Origin of the sequence: Bacteroides mediterraneensis, assembly GCF_016900355.1 — a bacterium.
Taxonomy (GTDB): domain Bacteria; phylum Bacteroidota; class Bacteroidia; order Bacteroidales; family Bacteroidaceae; genus Phocaeicola.
This window is the reverse complement of record NZ_JACJKA010000009.1, coordinates 1-20,010: the sequence shown is the minus strand read 5'-3', so window position 1 is coordinate 20,010 and position 20,010 is coordinate 1. Positions and strand designations below refer to the sequence as shown.

Annotated in this window: 16 protein-coding genes and 1 rRNA gene; 9 read left to right on the top strand and 8 right to left on the bottom strand. The window is 48.8% G+C overall.

All coding sequences use genetic code 11. The features are described 5' to 3' along the window. Nucleotides 1–9 precede the first annotated feature (9 nt). A complete protein-coding gene (locus H6A28_RS06390) occupies nt 10–834 on the bottom strand; it encodes an AAA family ATPase (RefSeq protein ID WP_204475001.1) in 825 nt (274 codons plus the stop codon). A 189-nt stretch (nt 835–1,023) separates the two neighbouring features. Between H6A28_RS06390 and H6A28_RS06385 the strand changes: the two genes are divergently transcribed. Together H6A28_RS06385 and H6A28_RS06380 are read left to right on the top strand one after the other, a co-directional pair. Then, nucleotides 1,024–2,916 carry an AAA domain-containing protein gene (locus H6A28_RS06385; protein WP_204479408.1) on the top strand — a complete coding sequence of 631 codons (1,893 nt, stop codon included), beginning with the start codon at nt 1,024–1,026 and terminating at the stop codon, nt 2,914–2,916. Nucleotides 2,917–2,994: 78 nt separating this feature from the next. Then, nucleotides 2,995–4,593, top strand: a complete 1,599-nt coding sequence (locus tag H6A28_RS06380) for an aspartate:alanine exchanger family transporter (RefSeq protein WP_204474998.1) — start codon at nt 2,995–2,997, stop codon at nt 4,591–4,593. Nucleotides 4,594–5,108: 515 nt separating this feature from the next. On the opposite strand, the gene H6A28_RS06375 is transcribed toward H6A28_RS06380, so the two are convergent. Both H6A28_RS06375 and H6A28_RS06370 read right to left on the bottom strand, forming a co-directional pair. Continuing rightward, on the bottom strand, nt 5,109–5,477 hold the full coding sequence (locus H6A28_RS06375; protein WP_204474996.1) for a thioesterase family protein: 369 nt from the start codon (nt 5,475–5,477) through the stop codon (nt 5,109–5,111). Nucleotides 5,478–5,484: 7 nt separating this feature from the next. After that, complete coding sequence (locus H6A28_RS06370) at nt 5,485–6,699, bottom strand: mechanosensitive ion channel family protein (RefSeq protein ID WP_204474994.1); 1,215 nt, start codon at nt 6,697–6,699, stop codon at nt 5,485–5,487. A gap of 90 nt (nt 6,700–6,789) precedes the next feature. Between H6A28_RS06370 and H6A28_RS06365 the strand changes: the two genes are divergently transcribed. From H6A28_RS06365 to H6A28_RS06350, 4 genes are read left to right on the top strand one after another with little or no spacing between them, the layout of a single operon-like run. Further along, nucleotides 6,790–7,368, top strand: a complete 579-nt coding sequence (locus H6A28_RS06365; protein WP_204474992.1) for a TlpA family protein disulfide reductase — start codon at nt 6,790–6,792, stop codon at nt 7,366–7,368. Between the two features lie 18 nt (nt 7,369–7,386). Continuing rightward, nucleotides 7,387–8,274: an electron transfer flavoprotein subunit beta/FixA family protein gene (locus H6A28_RS06360; protein ID WP_204474990.1), complete on the top strand. Its 888-nt coding sequence runs from the start codon at nt 7,387–7,389 to the stop codon at nt 8,272–8,274. A 5-nt stretch (nt 8,275–8,279) separates the two neighbouring features. Continuing rightward, nucleotides 8,280–9,299, top strand: a complete 1,020-nt coding sequence (locus H6A28_RS06355; RefSeq protein WP_204474988.1) for an electron transfer flavoprotein subunit alpha/FixB family protein — start codon at nt 8,280–8,282, stop codon at nt 9,297–9,299. Next, nucleotides 9,299–11,005, top strand: a complete 1,707-nt coding sequence (locus H6A28_RS06350; protein WP_204474986.1) for an acyl-CoA dehydrogenase family protein — start codon at nt 9,299–9,301, stop codon at nt 11,003–11,005. The genes H6A28_RS06355 and H6A28_RS06350 overlap by 1 nt, the downstream gene beginning before the upstream one ends. 168 nt (nt 11,006–11,173) lie before the next feature. On the opposite strand, the gene H6A28_RS06345 is transcribed toward H6A28_RS06350, so the two are convergent. Further along, complete coding sequence (locus H6A28_RS06345) at nt 11,174–11,533, bottom strand: hypothetical protein (protein ID WP_204474984.1); 360 nt, start codon at nt 11,531–11,533, stop codon at nt 11,174–11,176. A 3-nt stretch (nt 11,534–11,536) separates the two neighbouring features. Then, nucleotides 11,537–12,082: an RNA polymerase sigma factor gene (locus H6A28_RS06340; RefSeq protein WP_204474982.1), complete on the bottom strand. Its 546-nt coding sequence runs from the start codon at nt 12,080–12,082 to the stop codon at nt 11,537–11,539. 133 nt (nt 12,083–12,215) lie between these two features. Here H6A28_RS06340 and H6A28_RS06335 point away from each other — a divergent pair, with 133 nt between their 5' ends. Further along, nucleotides 12,216–12,617 (top strand): DUF6249 domain-containing protein, encoded by a 402-nt coding sequence (locus H6A28_RS06335; protein ID WP_204474980.1) that lies wholly within the window; start codon nt 12,216–12,218, stop codon nt 12,615–12,617. A 178-nt stretch (nt 12,618–12,795) separates the two neighbouring features. After that, entirely contained in the window at nt 12,796–13,209 is a 414-nt protein-coding gene (locus tag H6A28_RS06330) for a hypothetical protein (RefSeq protein WP_204474978.1), read from the top strand. Nucleotides 13,210–13,516: 307 nt separating this feature from the next. Here H6A28_RS06330 and H6A28_RS06325 read toward each other — a convergent pair whose 3' ends face one another. The 3 genes from H6A28_RS06325 to H6A28_RS06315 all read right to left on the bottom strand — a co-directional run bounded on the left by H6A28_RS06325 (nt 13,517) and on the right by H6A28_RS06315 (nt 18,854). Further along, complete coding sequence (locus H6A28_RS06325) at nt 13,517–15,901, bottom strand: FtsX-like permease family protein (RefSeq protein WP_204474976.1); 2,385 nt, start codon at nt 15,899–15,901, stop codon at nt 13,517–13,519. A 35-nt stretch (nt 15,902–15,936) separates the two neighbouring features. After that, nucleotides 15,937–18,285, bottom strand: coding sequence for an ABC transporter permease (locus H6A28_RS06320; RefSeq protein WP_204479406.1), 2,349 nt, complete (start codon nt 18,283–18,285; stop codon nt 15,937–15,939). A 395-nt stretch (nt 18,286–18,680) separates the two neighbouring features. Next, the gene (locus H6A28_RS06315; RefSeq protein WP_204474972.1) at nt 18,681–18,854 is read right to left on the bottom strand and encodes a hypothetical protein; all 174 of its coding nucleotides are present in this window, start codon (nt 18,852–18,854) and stop codon (nt 18,681–18,683) included. Nucleotides 18,855–19,653: 799 nt separating this feature from the next. Here H6A28_RS06315 and H6A28_RS06310 point away from each other — a divergent pair. After that, nucleotides 19,654–20,010, top strand: a 16S ribosomal RNA gene (locus H6A28_RS06310); the annotation flags it as partial.

The following is a 20,010-nucleotide window of genomic DNA, read 5'->3' as shown; positions in this document are numbered from 1 at the left end:
TACTTGGTTTTAACGGGTGGTAATGTCACTTACTTCGGTCACGGCATCCATCCAGCCGTTCATGATGAGGGCGGGGGAATGGGTGGTCAGGATGATTTGTACGTTCGGATTCAGGCTCCGGATGAGGGAGATGAGGCGTTGCTGCCATTCCACGTGAAGGGAGATTTCCGGCTCGTCCATGAACAGGGTACACGACTGGTTGTCTTGTACCAGTACGGTGAGCAGAATGACCAGCATCTGCTTTTCACCGGAAGACAGTTGGTAAGGCGTCAGGATGTCGCCGTCCTGTTCAAACTGGATTTCGTTGTTCTGGCGGAGAATTTTCTTGCCGGTCTCGCTGAACAGGTCGTCCATCAGGTCCTGGAAATGCGTCTTCGGCTGTGAGATTTCAGCCGCTTTCGCCTGGTTTTCCGGCTTTCCGCTTGTCAGCAAGGCAATTATCCGGTTGCCGATGTTCACCTGATAGTCCAAATAGCGCCGCTGGAGCAGATAAAGCTGCCAGTCGAGTTCCGTCTTCACGTTCTGGTTCCCGATTTTATCCAGTAGTCCGGCGCTGAGCAGCGGACGGTCGAAACTGCGTATCACATCGAAATGGATGTAGGTGGCATCTTCGGGATAGAAAGTAAATGATACCCCCTCATGCACCCCGTTGCTGAGAGCCCCTCCTTCCAGGTCGCTCAGACGGCGTACGGAATTGTTCAGGATCGTGCTTTTCCCGATGCCGTTCACTCCGCTCAGGATGTTGACGTCCGGGCGTAAATCCCAGGCAATGTTTTTCCGGCCCCATAAGCCTTTAATCTCAATGCGCTTGATGTATTCAGCTTGCTTTTTCATGACTGTTTTTGTTTACGCGTCAAACAAAAATAGCAAATTGCTTGGAATAAATCAACGGGTAGCCGGTTCTTTTTTCAAAAACCTCGTAACTTTGCAAAAATTAGGAAATAGTAGGCCGTGAGCAGGGCAACCGGGAGCCCCGATGGACTTGTGTCTGGCGGCTATCCTTCAATCCGGAAAGAGAAGAATATGAAAAAAGAAGATACAGTCATCCAATCGCCGATATTGTACTTGCAGCATCATTATGAGCTGTTGAAGCTGGAATATGAATACGAGAAAGCGCAGTTCAAGCAGCAGACCGAACTGATGGGCATCGGCCGGAAAATCAAGCGGGGCATGTGCTGGTATCCCTTGTCGCTGGGAAGAAGTTATTACAACGCCTTGAACCAGTTGGTCATCGAGGTAGAACGGAAGGAGGACAAGGAGATTGAGCACTTGTTCGAGTATGGGCGTCCGGTGTGTTTCTTTACACAGGACCTGTCGGGCAAGCTGACCTACCTGAACTTCGTGGCCACGGTGAACTATGTGGAGGAAGACCGCATGGTGGTGATTCTGCCGGATGCCAATGCGTTGCTGGCTTTGCAGAGCAAGGAAGTGCTGGGCGTGCAGCTGTATTTCGACGAGACCAGCTACCGGCTGATGTTTGAGGCCGTCAAGCAGGTCCTCAGTGCGAAGAACAACCGTCTGGCGGAGTTGAGGGATATTTTCCACGGCACACAGCCCGTATCCACCTTCTCGTTTCAGCCGGTACGTTTCCCTTGGTTGAACGCCACACAGGAAGAGGCGGTCAACAAGGTGTTGCATGCCAAAGACGTGGCCATCGTACACGGCCCTCCCGGAACGGGAAAGACGACCACGCTGGTAGAAGCCATTTATGAAACTCTCCATCGGGAAAATCAGGTGCTGGTCTGCGCACAGAGCAACATGGCCGTCGACTGGATCAGTGAGAAGCTGGTCGACCGGGGCGTGAGTGTGTTGCGCATCGGGAATCCCAGTCGGGTCAATGACAAGATGCTGTCGTTTACCTACGAACGGCGTTTCGAGGCCCATCCGGACTATCCTCAGCTGTGGAGTATCCGCAAGGCCGTGCGTGAATTGTATGCACGGAGCCGGAAAGGAGCCGACCGGGAGAGTATCCGGCAGAAAATCAATTCATTGAAAGACCGGGCCACGGAACTGGAAATCCGCATTAACGAAGCCCTGTTCAGTGAAGCGAGAGTGATTGCCTGCACGCTGGTGGGAAGCGCCAACCGTCTGCTGATGGGACAGAAATTCGGAACGGTATTCATTGATGAGGCGGCCCAAGCGTTGGAAGCGGCCTGCTGGATTCCGTTGCGGAAAGCCGACCGGGTGATTCTGGCCGGCGACCATTGTCAGTTGCCGCCTACGGTGAAATGTCCGGAGGCCCTGCGTGCTGGACTGGGGCATACGCTGATGCAATGCATTGTGAAGAACAAGCCGGAGGTGGTGTCACTGTTGAAGGTGCAGTACCGCATGAACGACGAAATCATGCGCTTTTCGTCCGACTGGTTCTACGGGGGCATGCTTCGTTCGGCGCCCGAAGTGAAATACCGCAGCATTCTGGATTTTGATACCCCGATTGAATGGGTCAATACCGAAGGAATGGATTGCAACGAGGAGTTTGTGGGCGAAAACTACGGGCGCATCAACAAGCCGGAGGCGGAACTGTCCATCGGGCAGTTGAAAGAATACATCACGAAAATCGGCCGCGAACGTTTCCTGGAAGAACGCATCGACGTGGGACTGATTTCGCCGTACAAGGCGCAGGTGCAGTACCTCCGCCAGCTGGTCAAGAAAGACGCGTTTTTCAAGCCTTACCGCTCTTTGATTACCATCAATACGGTGGACGGTTTCCAGGGGCAGGAGCGCGACGTCATTCTCATCAGTCTGGTACGCGCCAACGAAGACGGACAGATTGGTTTCTTGAACGATTTGCGCCGTATGAACGTGGCCATTACGCGGGGCCGCATGAAGCTCATCATTTTAGGAGATGCTTCCACTTTGACCAAACATGCCTTTTACAAGAAGCTCTACGAATATATTGTCAGTTTGCAGGAGTGAATTCAGGGGTCGGGATAAGGATATTCACAAAATTTGTCTATCTTTATCCCGATTTTATTTACACTATTCTAATTTTTTATGTTGACAGACTTACTGCAAACTTCGTATTTTGCAATTTTCTTGATTGTAGCCTTGGGCTTTATGCTCGGACGTATCAAAGTGATGGGCCTATCGCTCGATGTGTCTGCCGTGATTTTTATCGCCCTTGCTTTCGGGCATTGGGGCGTGTCTATTCCAAAGGAACTGGGAACCTTCGGACTGGTGTTGTTCATTTTCACCATCGGCATTCAGGCCGGTCCGGGTTTCTTCCACTCTTTCCGAAGCAAAGGAAAGACCTTGATTCTGATTACCTTGCTGATTGTGGCTTCTGCCTGTCTGACGGGGGTGGCCATGAAGTATCTTTTCGATATTGATACCCCCAGTGTGGTAGGACTGATTGCAGGTGCGCTGACCAGTACGCCGGGATTGGCAGTGGCCATCGACAGTACGCAGTCGCCACTGGCTTCCATTGCCTACGGTATTGCCTATCCGTTCGGGGTGATTGGGGTGATTTTATTTGTAAAGCTGCTTCCCAAGCTGATGCGTGTCGACTTGGACGAAGAGGCCCGGCGCTTGGAAAAGGAACGGCGCAGCCAGTTCCCAGAGCTGGGTACCTGCCTGTTTCGGGTAACCAATCCTACCGTTTTCAACCGTACCCTGATTCAGTTGAATATCCGGGCCATGACGGGGGCCGTGATTTCGCGCTTGAAACGGGGCGACGAGATTCTGATTCCGAAAGCCCACACGGTGTTGCAGGAAGGCGACCACATCCAGGCGGTAGGCAGTGAGGATTCCTTGAAGAATCTGGCCGTGATGTTGGGCGAGCGGGAAGAAGGAGAACTTCCGCTGAGCCATACGCAAAGCATTGAATCGTTGTTGCTGACCAAGAAAGACATGATTAACAAGCAGCTGGGTGAACTCAACTTGCAGAAGAACTTCGGTTGTACGGTCACCCGCGTGCGCCGAAGCGGTATCGACCTGTCTCCTTCGCCGGAACTGGCCCTGAAGTTTGGCGACAAACTGATGGTGGTGGGCGAAAAGGAAGGTATACAGGGAGTGGCCCGGTTGTTAGGTAACGACGTGAAACGCCTCTCGGATACCGATTTCTTTCCCATTGCCATGGGTATTGTGCTGGGCGTACTGTTCGGTAAACTGTATATCTCTTTCGGAGGAGGAATGACCTTCTCTCCGGGACTGACCGGTGGCGTGCTGATGATGGCGTTGTTCCTGAGTGCCATTGGCAAGACAGGGCCGATTATCTGGTCCATGTCGGGACCGGCTAATCAGCTGTTGCGTCAGTTGGGCTTGCTGCTGTTCCTGGCCGAAGTGGGTACCTCAGCCGGAAAGACCTTGGTGGCAACCTTCCAGGAGAGCGGTTTTCTGCTTTTCGGGGTAGGTGCTTTGATTACTTTGGTACCGATGCTGCTGGCGGCTGTCGTAGGACGGCTGGTGTTTAAGGTCAGTCTGCTCGATTTGTTGGGCACCATTACCGGCGGTATGACCAGTACCCCGGGACTTGCGGCTGCCGACTCCATGACCGACAGCAACATTCCGGGAGTGGCCTACGCTACAGTATATCCCATTGCCATGGTGTTCCTGATTCTGTTTATTCAGTTGATTGCACTGGCAGTAATATAGTATTTGAGAAGGCTTGCTTTGCCTTCGGTGAGGAAATCCTGAAAGTCTGCATCTGCAAAGAGGGGCGGCTTTCAGGATTTTTTTGTAGCATCCGGCGGATACTTTCAGCATCCCCTGAGATAAAGTTCAGCGGCCTTGTCGCATACTTCTTTTTGTCCCAAAGAATTCTCTGTTTCACACTGCGGGATTTGTATCCCACACTGTGAAATACATATCCCACACTGTGGTTTTTGTATCCCACAGTGTGGGACAGAGAATTTTTCCCGAAGTTTGGGGGAATATGTAAGGGGAAACGGAAGTTTTTACTGCAGTAAATATTAGTTGTCACCGGGGAAGATGAGTTCTGAGTTTGGAACAAATTAGGATAAATCCAGATAAAATAGACAGAATATGCGAAAGAATATGGGGCAGATGCCCGTAAACTGTATCAGATAGGAGCGGTATTTTCTTCGGAAACGGGAACAATAGAGGAGTGGATAGTCAGATGACAGACTGATCCACTTCGACTCTTTGGGTTATAGTTTGCTCAAAAAACGTTCCCGGTCCACAATATATCGGATGTGAACGCCTTCTCCTACCAGTCCTTTGCGGTCGGAGGCACTTACCTTGAAGGTCAGTTTTCGCCCTTCTATTCCGGTGAGTTCTGCGGTGGCGGTGACTTCCTCTCCCAGACCGGAAGGCTTGAGGTGCGAGGTTTGTATCATGGCCCCTACGGTGGTAGAGCCTTCCGGAAGAGCCGGTTGGACGGCACGCATGGCCGCATTTTCCATTAAAGCCACCAAGGCGGGAGTGGCAAATACTTCCATGTCACCCGAGCCGAGGGCCAAGGCGGTGTTGGTGGAATTTACCTGTACGGTACTGCTGTATGTAAGTCCTGTTTCCATTGTTCTTTTATTTTGAAGTTATAAATTTATTTTTCTCATTGGGTTGAAAATCGGTTCCGGCAGGGCGTTGGAAGATGTGCAACCCGAATTCCGGTACCATGGCAATCAGATGGTCAAAGAGTTCGCCTTGCAGGGTTTCGTAGGGAATCCAGTCGGGCGTGTTCGAGAAGCAATAGACTTCCACAGGGATACCTTCGGTGGTAGGTTGCAACTGGCGGACCATCTGCATCAGGTTGTGGTTCACGTCGGGATGGCTGCTGATATATTTGAGGGCATATTCTCGGAATACGTGCAGGTTGACCGGTGGTTCACTGCCTTCTGTGGGGGCAGTCATCCAACCTTTTTCCGTGAAACGGGTCACTTCTTCTGGGGTACAGAAATGTACGGTGGTCATGTCAATGTATAGCGACCGCTTGATGCGTCGTCCGCCGCTTTCACGCATGCCCCGCCAGTTTTGGAAGGAGTCACTCACCAAGGCGTAGGGAGGGATGGTGGTGATGGTCTTGTCGAAGTTCTGTACCTTGACCGTAGTCAGTGAGACTTCCAGCACATAGCCGTCGGCCCCGTATTTGGTCATGGTAATCCAGTCGCCCGGACGCAGCATGTCGTTGGCCGAAAGCTGTACCCCGGCTACCAGTCCCAGGATACTGTCTTTGAAGATCAACATCAGTACGGCGGCTGAGGCACCGAGTCCGGTCAGGATGGCCGTAGCGTTTTGGTCAATCAGCACGCTGATAATCAGGATGACGCCAATGCCGATGGCCACCAGGTTAATCATCTGGTAGATACCTTTGAGCGGACGGTTTTTCAAGGCTTCGTGTTCGCTGGAAATCTCATACAGTGAGTCCAGAAAACATTTAATCAGCATGAGGGCGGTGATGATGAGGCAAATCAGACTGATCTTCAGTAAAATTTGAAGCAGGTAGGCTGATTGATCGTTGAAGGCGAAGGGGAGCAGGATGTACCAGATAATAGGGGGAATCATCCGGCAGAAAGAGGTCATCATCTTGTGGTTAAACAGATAGTCGTCCCACGTAGCCTTGGTACGGGCCGTGATTTTCCGTACGGCCGGCATAATCAGGTGTCGGAACACCAAAGTGGTGAGATAGGATATCAGTAAAATGGCTAAAATAAGCACCACTTGGGTAGTCCAGCTGAGGTCGTTCTTTTCGATGCCGGTCTGCTGGAGAAGTTGTGCGATTTCTTGGTTCAGTGTATTCATATTTGCAGTGTCTTTTTATCTTTTCCGGACCCAAAGATAAACAAGTTCTGAGAGTTTGCAAAACTTGTGTTTCTTGTTTATCTTTACCGTATGAAGTGGAATCGGAATTTTTTAGGGGTTCTTTTCGGATGCCTTTGTTTTTCGTGTATCCGGGATGAGGTGCCGGCTGGCGAGGATATCGTGAAGCCGGGAGATAGGTTGCCCGATTTTTCGGTCGTATTGAACGACGGTTCGGTGGTGAGCCGGAAGTCGCTGGAGGGAAAAGTGGCTGTGCTGGTCTTTTTTCATACAGGTTGTCCGGATTGTCAGAAAGAACTGCCGGTTATCCAGCAATTATATGAGGAATATGCTTCTTCGTCCGATGTCTGTATTTGTGCTATCAGTCGGGAAGAAGGGGAGGAAGAAGTGGCTTCCTATTGGCAGATTCATGCGCTGACTATCCCTTACTCGGCACAGGAAGACCGGAGTGTCTATGCGCTTTTTTCTACGAGTGGGGTGCCTAAAGTTTATGTCTGCGGGCCGGACGGAAGGGTAGTTTCTATCTATTCCGATAATCCCATCGCCACCTATTCTGAGTTGAAGGAAGATGTGGAGAATGCACGTATTTTTTCTTCATATCTTTTTGCGGAACAAATGGTTTCACTAAATTTGCCGACAAGAAATTACTAATACCAAAATAAGAATCTAATGAGTTTGAAAATTGTAGTATTGGCAAAACAAGTTCCCGATACACGCTGTGTGGGAAAAGATGCCATGAATGCCGACGGTACAATTAATCGTGCGGCACTTCCGGCGATTTTTAATCCGGAAGACTTGAATGCCTTGGAACAGGCACTCAGACTGAAAGACACACATCCCGGTTCTACTGTGACAATTCTGACAATGGGACCAGGCCGTGCCGCTGAAATCATTCGTGAAGGATTATACAGAGGAGCCGACAACGGTTATCTGCTGACAGACCGTGCTTTTGCCGGTGCCGATACGCTGGCCACTTCGTATGCGTTGGCAACTGCCATCCGCAAGATTGGTGCATACGACATCATCGTGGGCGGACGTCAGGCTATCGATGGAGATACGGCACAGGTAGGTCCGCAGGTGGCAGAAAAATTAGGATTGCCGCAGGTAACCTACGTAGAAGAGATTGAAGAGGTAAAAGACGGACGCATCCGCGTGAAACGTCATATCGATGGAGGTGTGGAAACCGTAGAAGCTCCGCTGCCGATTGTATTGACGGTGAACGGCAGTGCCGCTCCTTGCCGTCCGCGTAATGCGAAACTGGTGCAGAAATACAAACGTGCGCTGGGTGGTCAGGAAAAGGCAGCTCTTACGAAAGACGGCAGCGCATTGCCTTATGCCGATTTGTATGAGAGCCGTCCTTATCTGAATATCACGGAATGGAGCGTAGCCGATGTAAACGGTGATACGAAACAATGCGGTCTGTCGGGTTCTCCGACCAAGGTGAAGAAGATTGAAAACATCATCTTCCAGGCTAAGGAAAGCAAGACACTTACTGGCAGCGATGCAGACGTAGAGAATTTGATTGTTGAACTGTTGGCTAACCATACTATCGGATAAAGACTATGAATAACGTATTTGTATATTGTGAGATGGAAGGTGCCCATGTGGCCGATGTCAGTCTCGAACTTTTAACCAAAGGTCGTAAGTTGGCCAATCAGCTGGGATGCCAGTTGGAAACGATTTGTGCCGGCAGTGGCCTTGCAGATGTAGAAAAACAAGTTTTGCCATACGGAGTAGACCGCGTGCATGTGTTCGATGCTCCGGGCTTGTTCCCTTATACTTCACTTCCTCATACTTCTATTCTTGTCAACTTGTTCAAGGAGGAAAAACCTCAAGTTTGCCTGATGGGTGCGACGGTGATTGGTCGTGACCTGGGTCCGCGTGTGTCTTCAGCCTTGACGAGTGGTCTGACTGCCGACTGTACGCAGTTGGAAATCGGTAACCACGAAGACAAGAAAAACGGTATCACTTACGAAAACCTGTTGTATCAGATTCGTCCGGCTTTCGGAGGTAACATTGTGGCTACCATCGTCAATCCGGAACATCGTCCGCAGATGGCTACCGTACGTGAGGGTGTGATGAAGAAAGAAATCGTAGATGCCAACTATCAGGGTGAAGTGATTCGTCACGACGTAGCGAAGTACGTGCCTGAAACGGATTATGTGGTGAAGGTTATCGACCGTCACGTGGAAAAAGCGAAACATAATCTGAAAGGAGCGCCTATCGTGGTAGCCGGTGGTTACGGAATGGGCAGCAAGGAAGGTTTTGATATGCTGTTCGAACTGGCCAAGGAACTTCATGCAGAAGTGGGAGCCAGCCGTGCGGCGGTAGATGCCGGTTTCTGTGAACATGACCGTCAGATTGGTCAGACAGGGGTAACGGTACATCCGAAATTGTATATCGCTTGCGGTATTTCCGGACAGATTCAGCACATCGCCGGTATGCAGGATGCAGGTATCATCATCTCTGTGAACAGCGATCCGAATGCACCGATTAACACCATCGCCGACTATGTCATCAACGGTACGGTGGAAGAAGTAATCCCGAAAATGATTAAGTATTACAAAAAGAACAGTAAATAATGGCAAACTTTTATACAGAACATCCGGAACTCAAGTTTCACTTGAACAATCCGATGATGGAGCGTATCTGTCAGTTGAAAGAACGCGATTACAGAGATAAAGACGAGTTCGACTATGCGCCGCAGGATTATGCGGATGCCATCGACTCTTACGATAAAGTGTTGGAAATTACTGGTGAAATCACGGGCGAAGTGATTGCAGCCAATGCCGAAGGGGTAGACTTGGAAGGTCCGCATCATGCCAATGGCCGTGTGGAATATGCTTCCGGTACAAAGGTCAATCTGGAAACCATGGTAAAGGCCGGATTGAACGGAATGACCATGCCGCGCCGTTTCGGTGGCTTGAACTTCCCGATTACGCCGTACACCATGTGTGCAGAAATCGTGGCGCAGGCCGATGCCGGTTTTGGTAACATCTGGTCTTTGCAGGACTGTATCGAAACCCTGTATGAGTTTGGTAACGAAGACCAGCACAGCCGTTTTATTCCGCGTATCTGTGCGGGCGAAACCATGTCTATGGACTTGACTGAACCGGATGCAGGTTCCGACTTGCAGAGCGTGATGCTGAAGGCTACCTACGATGAGGCCAACAACTGCTGGCGTCTGAACGGAGTGAAACGTTTCATTACGAACGGTGATGCTAATATTCACCTGGTACTGGCTCGTTCGGAAGAAGGTACTCACGACGGTCGTGGTTTGTCTATGTTCATCTACGACAAGAACGATGGCGGAGTTGACGTACGTCGTATTGAAAACAAGTTGGGTATCCATGGTTCTCCGACTTGTGAACTGGTGTACAAGAATGCGAAGGCTGAACTTTGCGGCGACCGCAAGCTCGGTTTGATTAAATACGTGATGGCATTGATGAACGGTGCCCGTCTGGGTATTGCGGCTCAGTCAGTAGGTTTGAGCCAGGCTGCCTACGATGAGGCGTTGGCATACGCAAAAGACCGTAAGCAGTTCGGTAAGGCGATTATCGAATTCCCGGCTGTGTACGACATGCTGGCTACTATCAAGGCGAAACTGGATGCCGGTCGTGCATTGTTGTACCAGACTTCCCGCTATGTGGATATTTACAAGGCCTTGGACGACATTGCTCGCGAACGTAAACTGACTCCGGAAGAACGTCAGGAACAGAAACGCTATGCAAAACTGGCCGACAGCTTTACTCCGTTGGCAAAAGGTATGAACTCTGAATATGCCAACCAGAATGCTTACGACTGTATTCAAGTACATGGCGGTTCCGGTTTCATGATGGAATATGCGTGCCAGCGTATCTACCGTGATGCCCGTATCACCAGCATCTACGAAGGAACGACTCAGTTGCAGACGGTAGCTGCCATCCGTTATGTGACCAACGGTTCGTATGCCGCTACTTTGCATGAATTTGAAACGGTACCTTGTGCGCCGGAATATGAAGGTTACATGGATCGTATCAAGGACATGACTCGTAAGCTGGAAGCCTGCACCAATGCGGTGAAAGAAGCACAGAACCAGGAACTCTTGGATTTGATGGCTCGTCGTTTGTATGAAATGGCAGCTGTCTGTGTGATGAGCCACTTGCTGTTGCAGGATGCCACCAAGGCTCCTGACATGTTCGGCAAGTCACTGAATGTGTATGTGAACTATGCAGAGGCAGAAGTGGAAAAACATTTCAACTTCATCCGCAAGTTCCAGGCTGAAGAACTGGCCAGCTACCGGCAATAAGATTCCGGCTGGTTCTTGAAATAAGAACAGGCCGACTGAATAAGTGATTATAAAAGAATCCTCCTGTGTGTAGTCTTCATCACGTGAAAGACGGGCACAGGAGGATTCTTTTTTTGCGTGTGAGTGAATACGATTTTCTGTTTGGAAACTCGCTTTTGAACAGCTTCTTTAAGTGTGTGAGATGAGTTTTCTCCGCAGCCATCGGTTGAACAGGAAGAGCAGGAAGAGGGCGCAGAGAATAGGCAGATAAAACAAACAGGTCTGCAGGGAAGGACTACCTTCTTGCAAGGTGTGTAGCAGGGAAAGTAGCTTATTCCCGTATTGCCAGCACAAAAATCCCAGGCAACCTCCGACCGCCAGAAAGGTCGTGACGAGCATAAGGATGAACAATCTTTTCTCTTGCCGTTTTTCGCGTAGCAAGGTTTCCTGATGAATCTTCTGTATCATCCGGTAACTGAAATTGCTGGGCAGCCGATAGTCAGGCTGCTGGCTGAGAGCCTTTTTAAGTCCTTTATCGTTGGTATTCATAAGTCAATCCTCCTCTTTTATTAAGGTACATAATTTTTTGCGGACGCGGTGTAGCTTCACTTTCACATTATTTTCGGTCAGGTGAAGGATATAGGCTATTTCCGTCACCGGTTTTTCTTCTTCATAGAAGAGTGTCACCAGGGCCTTCTCGTCCGAAGTCAGACGGGTGAGGGCTCGTTGCAGCTTTTCTATCTGTACTTCATTTTCCGTATTGAGTGCTTCATCTACTTCCGTATCCGACAGGCTGTTCCACATCCGGTCGTCGAACGAAAGGAGCTCATGCTCTTTTTTTCGCAGGGCAGACGTGGCCGTGTTGTAGGCGATGCGGTAAATCCAGGTGGAGAAACTGCTGTTCTCCTGAAACGAGGAAAGGTGGGTGAAGGCTTTCATAAAACAGTCTTGCGTCAGTTCTTCTGCATCTTCTGGTGAACCCACCATGCGGACAATTAGGTGAAACACCTGTGGTCCGTAGGTATCCAAAAAGTAGGAGAACTGTTCGGTTCTCCCGCTTAGGATGGATGCGATGATATGTGATTCCTCGTTTTGCATGATGCCTTTTAGACGCGATGCCTTGTGAAAGGTTACATTCTACGGAAAAATTTTTTTCATGCTCATGAAGTGTAACCTTTTCCGTGGAGATGCGTCTAAAGGGGCAAAGTAACAAATTAAAAACGAAACGACGATGGAAGAATTAATGATTGTTGCCAATGTGGCCATTGTATTTGGAGTGATTTACAAACTGTTTGAATTGTTTGCCGGAAGAAGAGAACGGATGATGCTGATTGAGAAACTGGGAGATAAGCTGACGCCGGAAACCTTTAAGAAAGGTATTGTGTATCGGCCCAGTTTGTTCTCTTTTGGTGGACTACGGATAGGATGCCTGCTGTTAGGGATAGGTGTGGGACTGTTGATTGGATATGGTTTGGTGTATGCCACTCAGCCGGAATATTTTATGGAAGATCCGAGCCGGGCAGTAGAGTATACGGTTTCCGTCATTTACGGATCCAGTGTGTTGCTGGGAGGCGGTTTAGGTCTGGTCATCTCTTATTTGATTGAAAAGAAGCAGCTGGACAAGGAAAAATAAAAATTCATTTTACTTTCAGACAAAGCGGTTTGATGCAGGATTGAGGTATCAAATCGCTTTTTTTATGGCGTGATTTACCTTAAAGATGTGCATTTATTCTTTATTTATCCAAACAGATGTAACATATAAAGGTATTCGTCGTAACTTTACAGAGAGGTTAAAATGGAGGTTTTGGGTTATGAAATGGAGTTACATAACAGGTGTGGTATGTGCTTTCATGCTGTTTGCGGGTCAGGTACATGCACAAGTGGAAGGAACGGATTCGCTTCGGATGGTGATGTACCATGACGGTGAGAATGAGTTAAAGGAGATGATAATCTGTCCGCCCGTATTTTGTTCCTTGCCCGACGGAAAACGCTTGAAAATGAAAATCTGTAACGACGGAGAAGAAACGGTGCGGAAAGTCTCTTTTTGTCTGTTCTATAAGAAGAAAAGGGTTTGTAGGGTTCGTCTGCCGCACATGCAGAAAGGCGAAACCTATGAGTTTGCGGTGAATATCCACGAAAGACTCTCGCGGAAAGACCGGGAGAATCTGGAGTTTGAGTTGAAAAAAGGCCGATGCTACCGGATGTACAAGTTTCCGTCTTATTAGAGGGAAGAGGGGCCTGCACTTCTTTAGCTTTGTTTCTTTACTTGTTAAGAGATTTAATCAAAGAATAGGAGGTTGTTAATGTATGTTGTAAAACATTCTTTTTTAGCTTCAGGCTTTGTCGTTCCAAATAAAATAAATACTTTTGCACTGTGTTTTTCATAGTATTAGATTTAAGGTTAACAAAAGGTTGGAGTTCAGCGGAACTCCTTTTTTTATGTCCGTACGTCTGGGCCTGAAAAAAGGCCATTTCCACGGGCGGTGGAAACAGCCTTTTTAAAGTAATTCACTATTGTTTTTCTGATTGATTTTATTCCGATTTCAGGCAGTCTACCGGATTGCTGGTAGCCGTCCGGTAATTCTGTATCGTAATGGTAACCAATGTAATGGCGCTGATAAGCAGGCAGGTACCAAGGAAAACCCAAGGCGAGATGGCAATCCGTTCATTGAACTGCTTCAGCCATTCTGATACGGCATACCAGGCGATAGGGCTGGCGATGAGGGAACATACCACTGAGAGTATCAAGTAGGAACGTCCGAACATCCAGAGAATTTGCCGGATGGAGGCTCCGTAGACCTTGCGCACGCCGATTTCTTTCTGCCGGTGTTCAGCCTCAAATATAATCAGGCCGAATACGCCTACCAAGGAAATGAGAATGGCCAGCAGACTGAACCAGGTTATGATTTTTTGTTGGTCGGTTTCCTTCTGATACAGTTGTCCGTAGATCTGGTCATAGAACTTCACTTCGGTGGGATAACCGGTGAAGCAGTCGCTAATGGTCTCGCGGATGTGTTTCAGGGCGGTATCCATGTCGCTCCCGGCTTTTACGCGGATATAGGCAAACGGCAAGACTTGGTTGCTGTAGGCACCGTTGGGGCAGAATACGTAAGGCACGGGATTCATCTTTAATGAAGTAAACTGCACGTTGTTCACATATCCTTTGAGAAGGGCCTTCATTCCCCACGGGAAAAAGTCGAGTGTCTCTCCTGCCGGGATACCGCTTTCTTGCTGTAAGTCCTGTGTGGCGATGAAGTTCAGCTGGGAGGTGTAGATGGAATCGCTGGGCAGAAAGTCACTTCCCGACAGGATGTGCATGCCCATGACGCGGCAGAAATTGGGAGTGACGTCAATATACTGATGCCCATATTGAGTTCCTTTGTAGGTGAAAGCATATTGCGTGTATCCTTCGCTGGCCCCCAGTTCCCATTTGGCATAGGCGATGTCGTCGATTTCCGCAAAACTCTTCAGTTGGCTGTCGAACTTACGGTACGGACTGCTGTGGAAAGGCTGTTGGGGGAGGGAAGCTACCAGTATCTGGTCTTTGTCGATGCCCAGGTCATGGTTGCGCATGAAGCGGTTCTGCAGGAAGATGAAAGCGGCAGTAGTAATCAGGGCAAACGAAACGATGTACTGGAAGCCGATGAGTATCGTACGCAACCGTTGTCCTTTTCCGCTCAGGGCGTAGTTGCCTTTCAGCACGAGGGCAGGCGGGAAGGAGGTCATGTACCACGCCGGATACAGTCCTGCCACGATGCCGGTAAGCAGGGCTATCAGTCCGGTGTAGACTACATATTTCCAGTAGACAAGCAGGGAGGGTGTGAAGCCCATGAAGGATAGCACGTTCAAGTGAATCAGGGCGGCCACGATGCACAATGACAGCAACCAGCTGACCAGTACGATGACGACCGATTCGAGGGTCAAGGCACGGCGCAGTTCTCCGTTGGTACTTCCCAGCACTTTCTGGGTGTTGATGCTGCGCATGCGCATCGGAGCCAGTGCCGTACTGAAATTGATGAGGTTGATGCATGCAATGAGGATGATCAGGAAGCCGATGCTTACCAGCAAGGTCATGGTGTTGCGGCTGCCCGTCTTGAAGTAGTAGGGGGAATACATGTCATAATACAGTTTCTGTATCGGGAAGACATAGAGTTTCTGTGTGCCTGGCTCTCCTGTGAACAATCGTGCGTCGACCCCTGTAGCCGTAATCTGTTGGTTGACTTCTTCTACGCTGACGCCCGGTTTCAGCAGGAAGAACGCATAGAAGTTCTGGCTGCCCCAGTCGTTCTCCTGCAGCTTTCCCATCGGAACGAAAAGGTCGTTCTTGAACTGGCAGTTTTCGGGGAGGTCTTCAAAGATACCGCATATCCGGAACTTCGTGGCTTCCGGACTTCGCCAGTCTGGGGTGTCTGCATACAGATAGGAGCCCAAGGCATTTCCTTTGGGGAACAGTTTGCGGGCATAGCTTTCGGAGATAATGACACTTTCCGGCTGGTTCATCTCCTGGTCGCTGCCTTCCACGAACTTCAGTCCGATGATTTTGCCGAAATCCGGATATACGGCCCACGGTTCCTCGTAGAAATATTGCGGATTCTTGGGGTCGGTGTAGAAAGCCTGCTTGGACCAGGCAGGGGAATAGATGGTACCGTATTCGATGCCGGGCACTTGCTGGATGAGGTAGTCGATAGGACCTCGGGGAAGGATACTGACATGATTGCTTCCTTTGGCTTCTGACAGGTTCAGCATGACCAAGCGGTCGGCATGGGGATAGCAGGTATCGAAATTGCGCTCGTAGCTCACCTTCATCATGAGTAGGACAAAGGCGGCAAAGGCGGCCGAAAGTCCCAGGAGGTTCAGCACGGAGGCGGTCCGGAAGCGCTTCAGGGTGTAAAATAGATTTCGTAAAATGGTTTTCATATCGTTGTTATTTTATGTTTTGGGTTTGATAGAGATTATTCGGTCTTCAGGTTGCATACCGGATTTTCCCGTACGGCTTTTCGGCTGATAAGCCAGACGGAGGCCAGGGAGATGAGGCTCACAATCAGGAAGGCGGCAATCGGTACCCACCAGGGGAAACTGCTCTCGTAGGTTACAATCTTGTCTATCTGGCGGATTCCCACATACATCAGCGGGAGCGCAATCAGCAGACTGATAACGAGCGAGACGGAAGAGAATCTCATCAGTTGCAGCATCTCGTGGCGGCTGTCGGAACCGAAGACCTTGCGGATGGCAATGTCGCGTTTCCGCTGGGCGATGAAATAGATGCTCATGGCAGTCAGTCCCAACAGAGAGATAACCAGTGCCGCGCAGGTGAAGATGCGGATCAGCTGGCTCATGCGGGTAATATTCTCATAGATGTCTTGCATCAGGGTGTCATACCATTCCGATTCAAACGGGTATCCGTCTATGATCTTGGAATAGAGCTGGTCAAGTTGCTTCTTATATACATCAGGTTGGTCGTCACGTACTTCCACCAGAATGTTCCAAGGGCTGATGCTGTCGGCAGGAGCAATCTGCATGCGCAGCGGATGAGGCTCTTTTTCCAGCAGGGAGCGGACTTGAAAATCCTTGAACTCGCCGGTGATGTTCCAGGAATAGTTTCCGTCACTGCTGTGGACATGGTCGGTAAATCCCAGTTGTTTCAGCTTTTTCATGGCCGATTGGCTCACCAGATAATTGTGCGTATCAAATCCGGCATGACGGTCGTCCGTGATTTGGATGTGAAACATGTCGATAAAGGCAGAGTCAACGATAAAACTCTGGAAGCTCAGTACTTCTGTACTGTCGGCAGAATTAAAGTTCATCGTGTCGTTGTTGCCTCCGTCCAAGGGGGTACCCTTTGAAAAACTGACGCGCTTCACAAAAGGAAGTTTCTGGGCTTCGTGGCGGAAGAGTTGCAGCTTCTGGTCGCTGGCCATAGGAGGGTAGTAAATGACGTGTCCGTATTCATATCCTAAGGGGGCGTGCAGGATGCGGTAAATTTGTACAGTCAGATAGAGGGCACATCCCAACATGGCGATGGTCAGTCCGTTTTGCACGATGTTCAGCAAGCGGAGATATAACGTCTTGGTTTTCCGGCGGAAGGTACCTTTCACGATGTCCAGCGGATGGTAGTGCGACAGCATCGTGGCGGGCACGAAACCGGAGAGCAGGGAAAGTACGACAATCAGCAGCAGATAGCAGGATATGGTGACAGAATTTAACCCTCCCACGATGTCGAGCCGTGTGTGGAGCAGGTTCATGGCGGTCGGTTCTGCGGCTTTGGCGAGCAATAATCCCACCAGGAAAGCGAAGGTGGTCATCAGGAACGACTCGGCAATCATGCGCCAGAAAATATTCTTCTTGGAAGAACCTAACAGGCGGCGGGTAGCCATTTCCTTTGCCCGGTAGCTGGTCTGGGCCACGCTCATACTGATGTAGTTAAAAGTAGCCATGCACAGAATCAAGATACTGATGGTCAGGAAAATGAGTACCAGTTTCCGGCTGTACTGGTTAAGGGTTGCTCCGGCAGCATAAATATCGGAGAAATAAAAATCATGTACAGGTATAAAGCGTACTTCTTTGACAATGTCGTATTGGTAAATCCAGAAGAATTCCTTGAAGAAGCGGGCAATGTCACCGGCCTTGTCGTTGGGGTTGACACCCGGATGGAAACGCAGGAAGAAGATGCAGCTGGCGGCATTGCCCAACTCGGTATTTTCTTCGCTGGCACTCCAATGTACATACCGTACATTCTTATGAGGACTGAATGCTTCAATGTGGGAAGGAAAGATGGAGTTGTCAATGTCTTCGATGATACCGCTTACTGTACATTTCTGGTTGTCGAATGCCTGTTCTGTGAGGGTTTTACCCAGCGCATGCTCCGTACCGAACAGCTTGATGGCGCAGGAACGTGTCAGTACGATGTTATTTTCATTGCTCAGCAAGGTTTCAGGGTTTCCTTCCAGCAAATGAAAATTGAAGAACCGGAAGAAGTTGTCGCGGACAAACATCATTTGTATATTCACGGGTTTGTCGTTTGTCTTGACAAACTGTTCGTAGGAACCGCTCACGGCGCACCAGTCTTCTATTTCCGGATAACGGCTTTGTAGTTTGTCGCCCAGCAGGATATGACCTCCTGCCCATATTTCGCTGGCCAGTACGTAAGTCCGGTCCGCATCTTTCATGTCTTTATCAACAGTGAGTTGTCGGGTCACCATGTGGCTGATCAGCAAGAAGAACATCAGGGAGATGCTCAAGCCAATGACGTTGACAAAGGTGAAGAGTTTGTTGCGTTGTAAGAATGTAAAGTAAGTTTTCATATTCTGTGGTTATGTTTTTTTGTTTGTCGTGATTCTTAATACAATTTCCGTGCCATTATCGCAAGTGTCTGATTGATAGAATTATGCTGATTTTTCGATAGAGAAGGAGTGTCTAATTTTTTGACAATGAGTGTATGATTTTTAGACAATTGGAAACGCCTTCTCAAGAGGGAGGAATCATATCCTATTGTGGAATTCTGCACTTTTTTAGTTTTAAACCTTTATCTGTTAAGGGATTTAATTGAAATATGGTAGATGGTTAATATGTGTTGTAAAACATGATTTTCCGGCTATATTCTTTGTGGTTTTCCCGGGAATGCTTACTTTTGCACTGTGTTTTTCATAGTATTAGATTTAAGGTTAACAAAGGTTGGAGTTCAGCGGAACTCCTTTTTTTATGTCCGTAGGTGAGGCTTCCTTTTTTTTTCTGTTTGCTGAGCCGTTCTTTTATTTGTTCGTTTTTCTGTAAGTTTTCCTTCAAGTTGTTCCTTTTGTTTTTCTTTGTAAGCGGCTGCTTGTTCTTTCTTGTAAGCGTCCCGTTTGTTTTTCAAACTCTCCGTTTTTTCCATTCAAATGTTCCGTATTGAAGAAATGCCGGTGAGATAATTCTCCGTTGCCTCTATGTTTTCTATGTTTCCGGCATGAGAAACATATGTTTCCCTGCCGAGAAACGTACGTTTTCCAAGGCGGAAACATACGTTTCCCGAGAGGAAAACATAAAAAATGCCGGGAGTTTCTGGAAAAAATGTGCTGGCGGTGCGAGTATATATGTGCGCACGTACGCGCCCGCGCGAAATACATAATGTAGGACCTTTCCCGTCCGCTTTTAGCAGCGTCAAAAAATATTCACCTATAACCTTCTTGTTCCCAGTAATTTACGAAATTTCTTCAAAAAATCCGCAAAAAAGTATTGCGTAAAAGTTGCAGAACCGGAAAAAGTGCGTACCTTTGCAACCGCTTTCGAGAGGGAGAGCCACTGAAGATGACAGACTGGTAAAGAGAGGCAGACACTTGAAGGCGCTGCCCCCGAGTATCTTACCTTGCAAGACGGCAAGGGAGCGAGAAAAGGATAAGCCCCGAGAAGTCACCCTGAAAAAACTTTTTCGAAAAAAACTTTCGGAAAAATTTGGAGGGAAAGAAAAAACGCCTTACCTTTGCAAACGCTTTCCCGCTGAAACGGGAGCTCAAGAAAAGATAGTTCTTTGAAAGACTTTAGATAAACAAACGAAGATGTAGTACAAGAAGTAGTCTTATATATAATGTATATATGGGATGAAACAAGAACCGTCAATAACCTGAATAAGGATATAGAAAATCGGTTTCCTGAAACAGAATCAACAATACCCGCAAGGGTAAAGAAAATATTTTACAATGAAGAGTTTGATCCTGGCTCAGGATGAACGCTAGCTACAGGCTTAACACATGCAAGTCGAGGGGCAGCATGGACTTAGCTTGCTAAGTTCGATGGCGACCGGCGCACGGGTGAGTAACGCGTATCCAACCTCCCGCTTACTCGGGAATAGCCTTTCGAAAGAAAGATTAATACCCGATGGTATCTTAAGCGCACATGCAAATAAGATTAAAGATTTATCGGTAAGCGATGGGGATGCGTTCCATTAGATAGTAGGCGGGGTAACGGCCCACCTAGTCGACGATGGATAGGGGTTCTGAGAGGAAGGTCCCCCACATTGGAACTGAGACACGGTCCAAACTCCTACGGGAGGC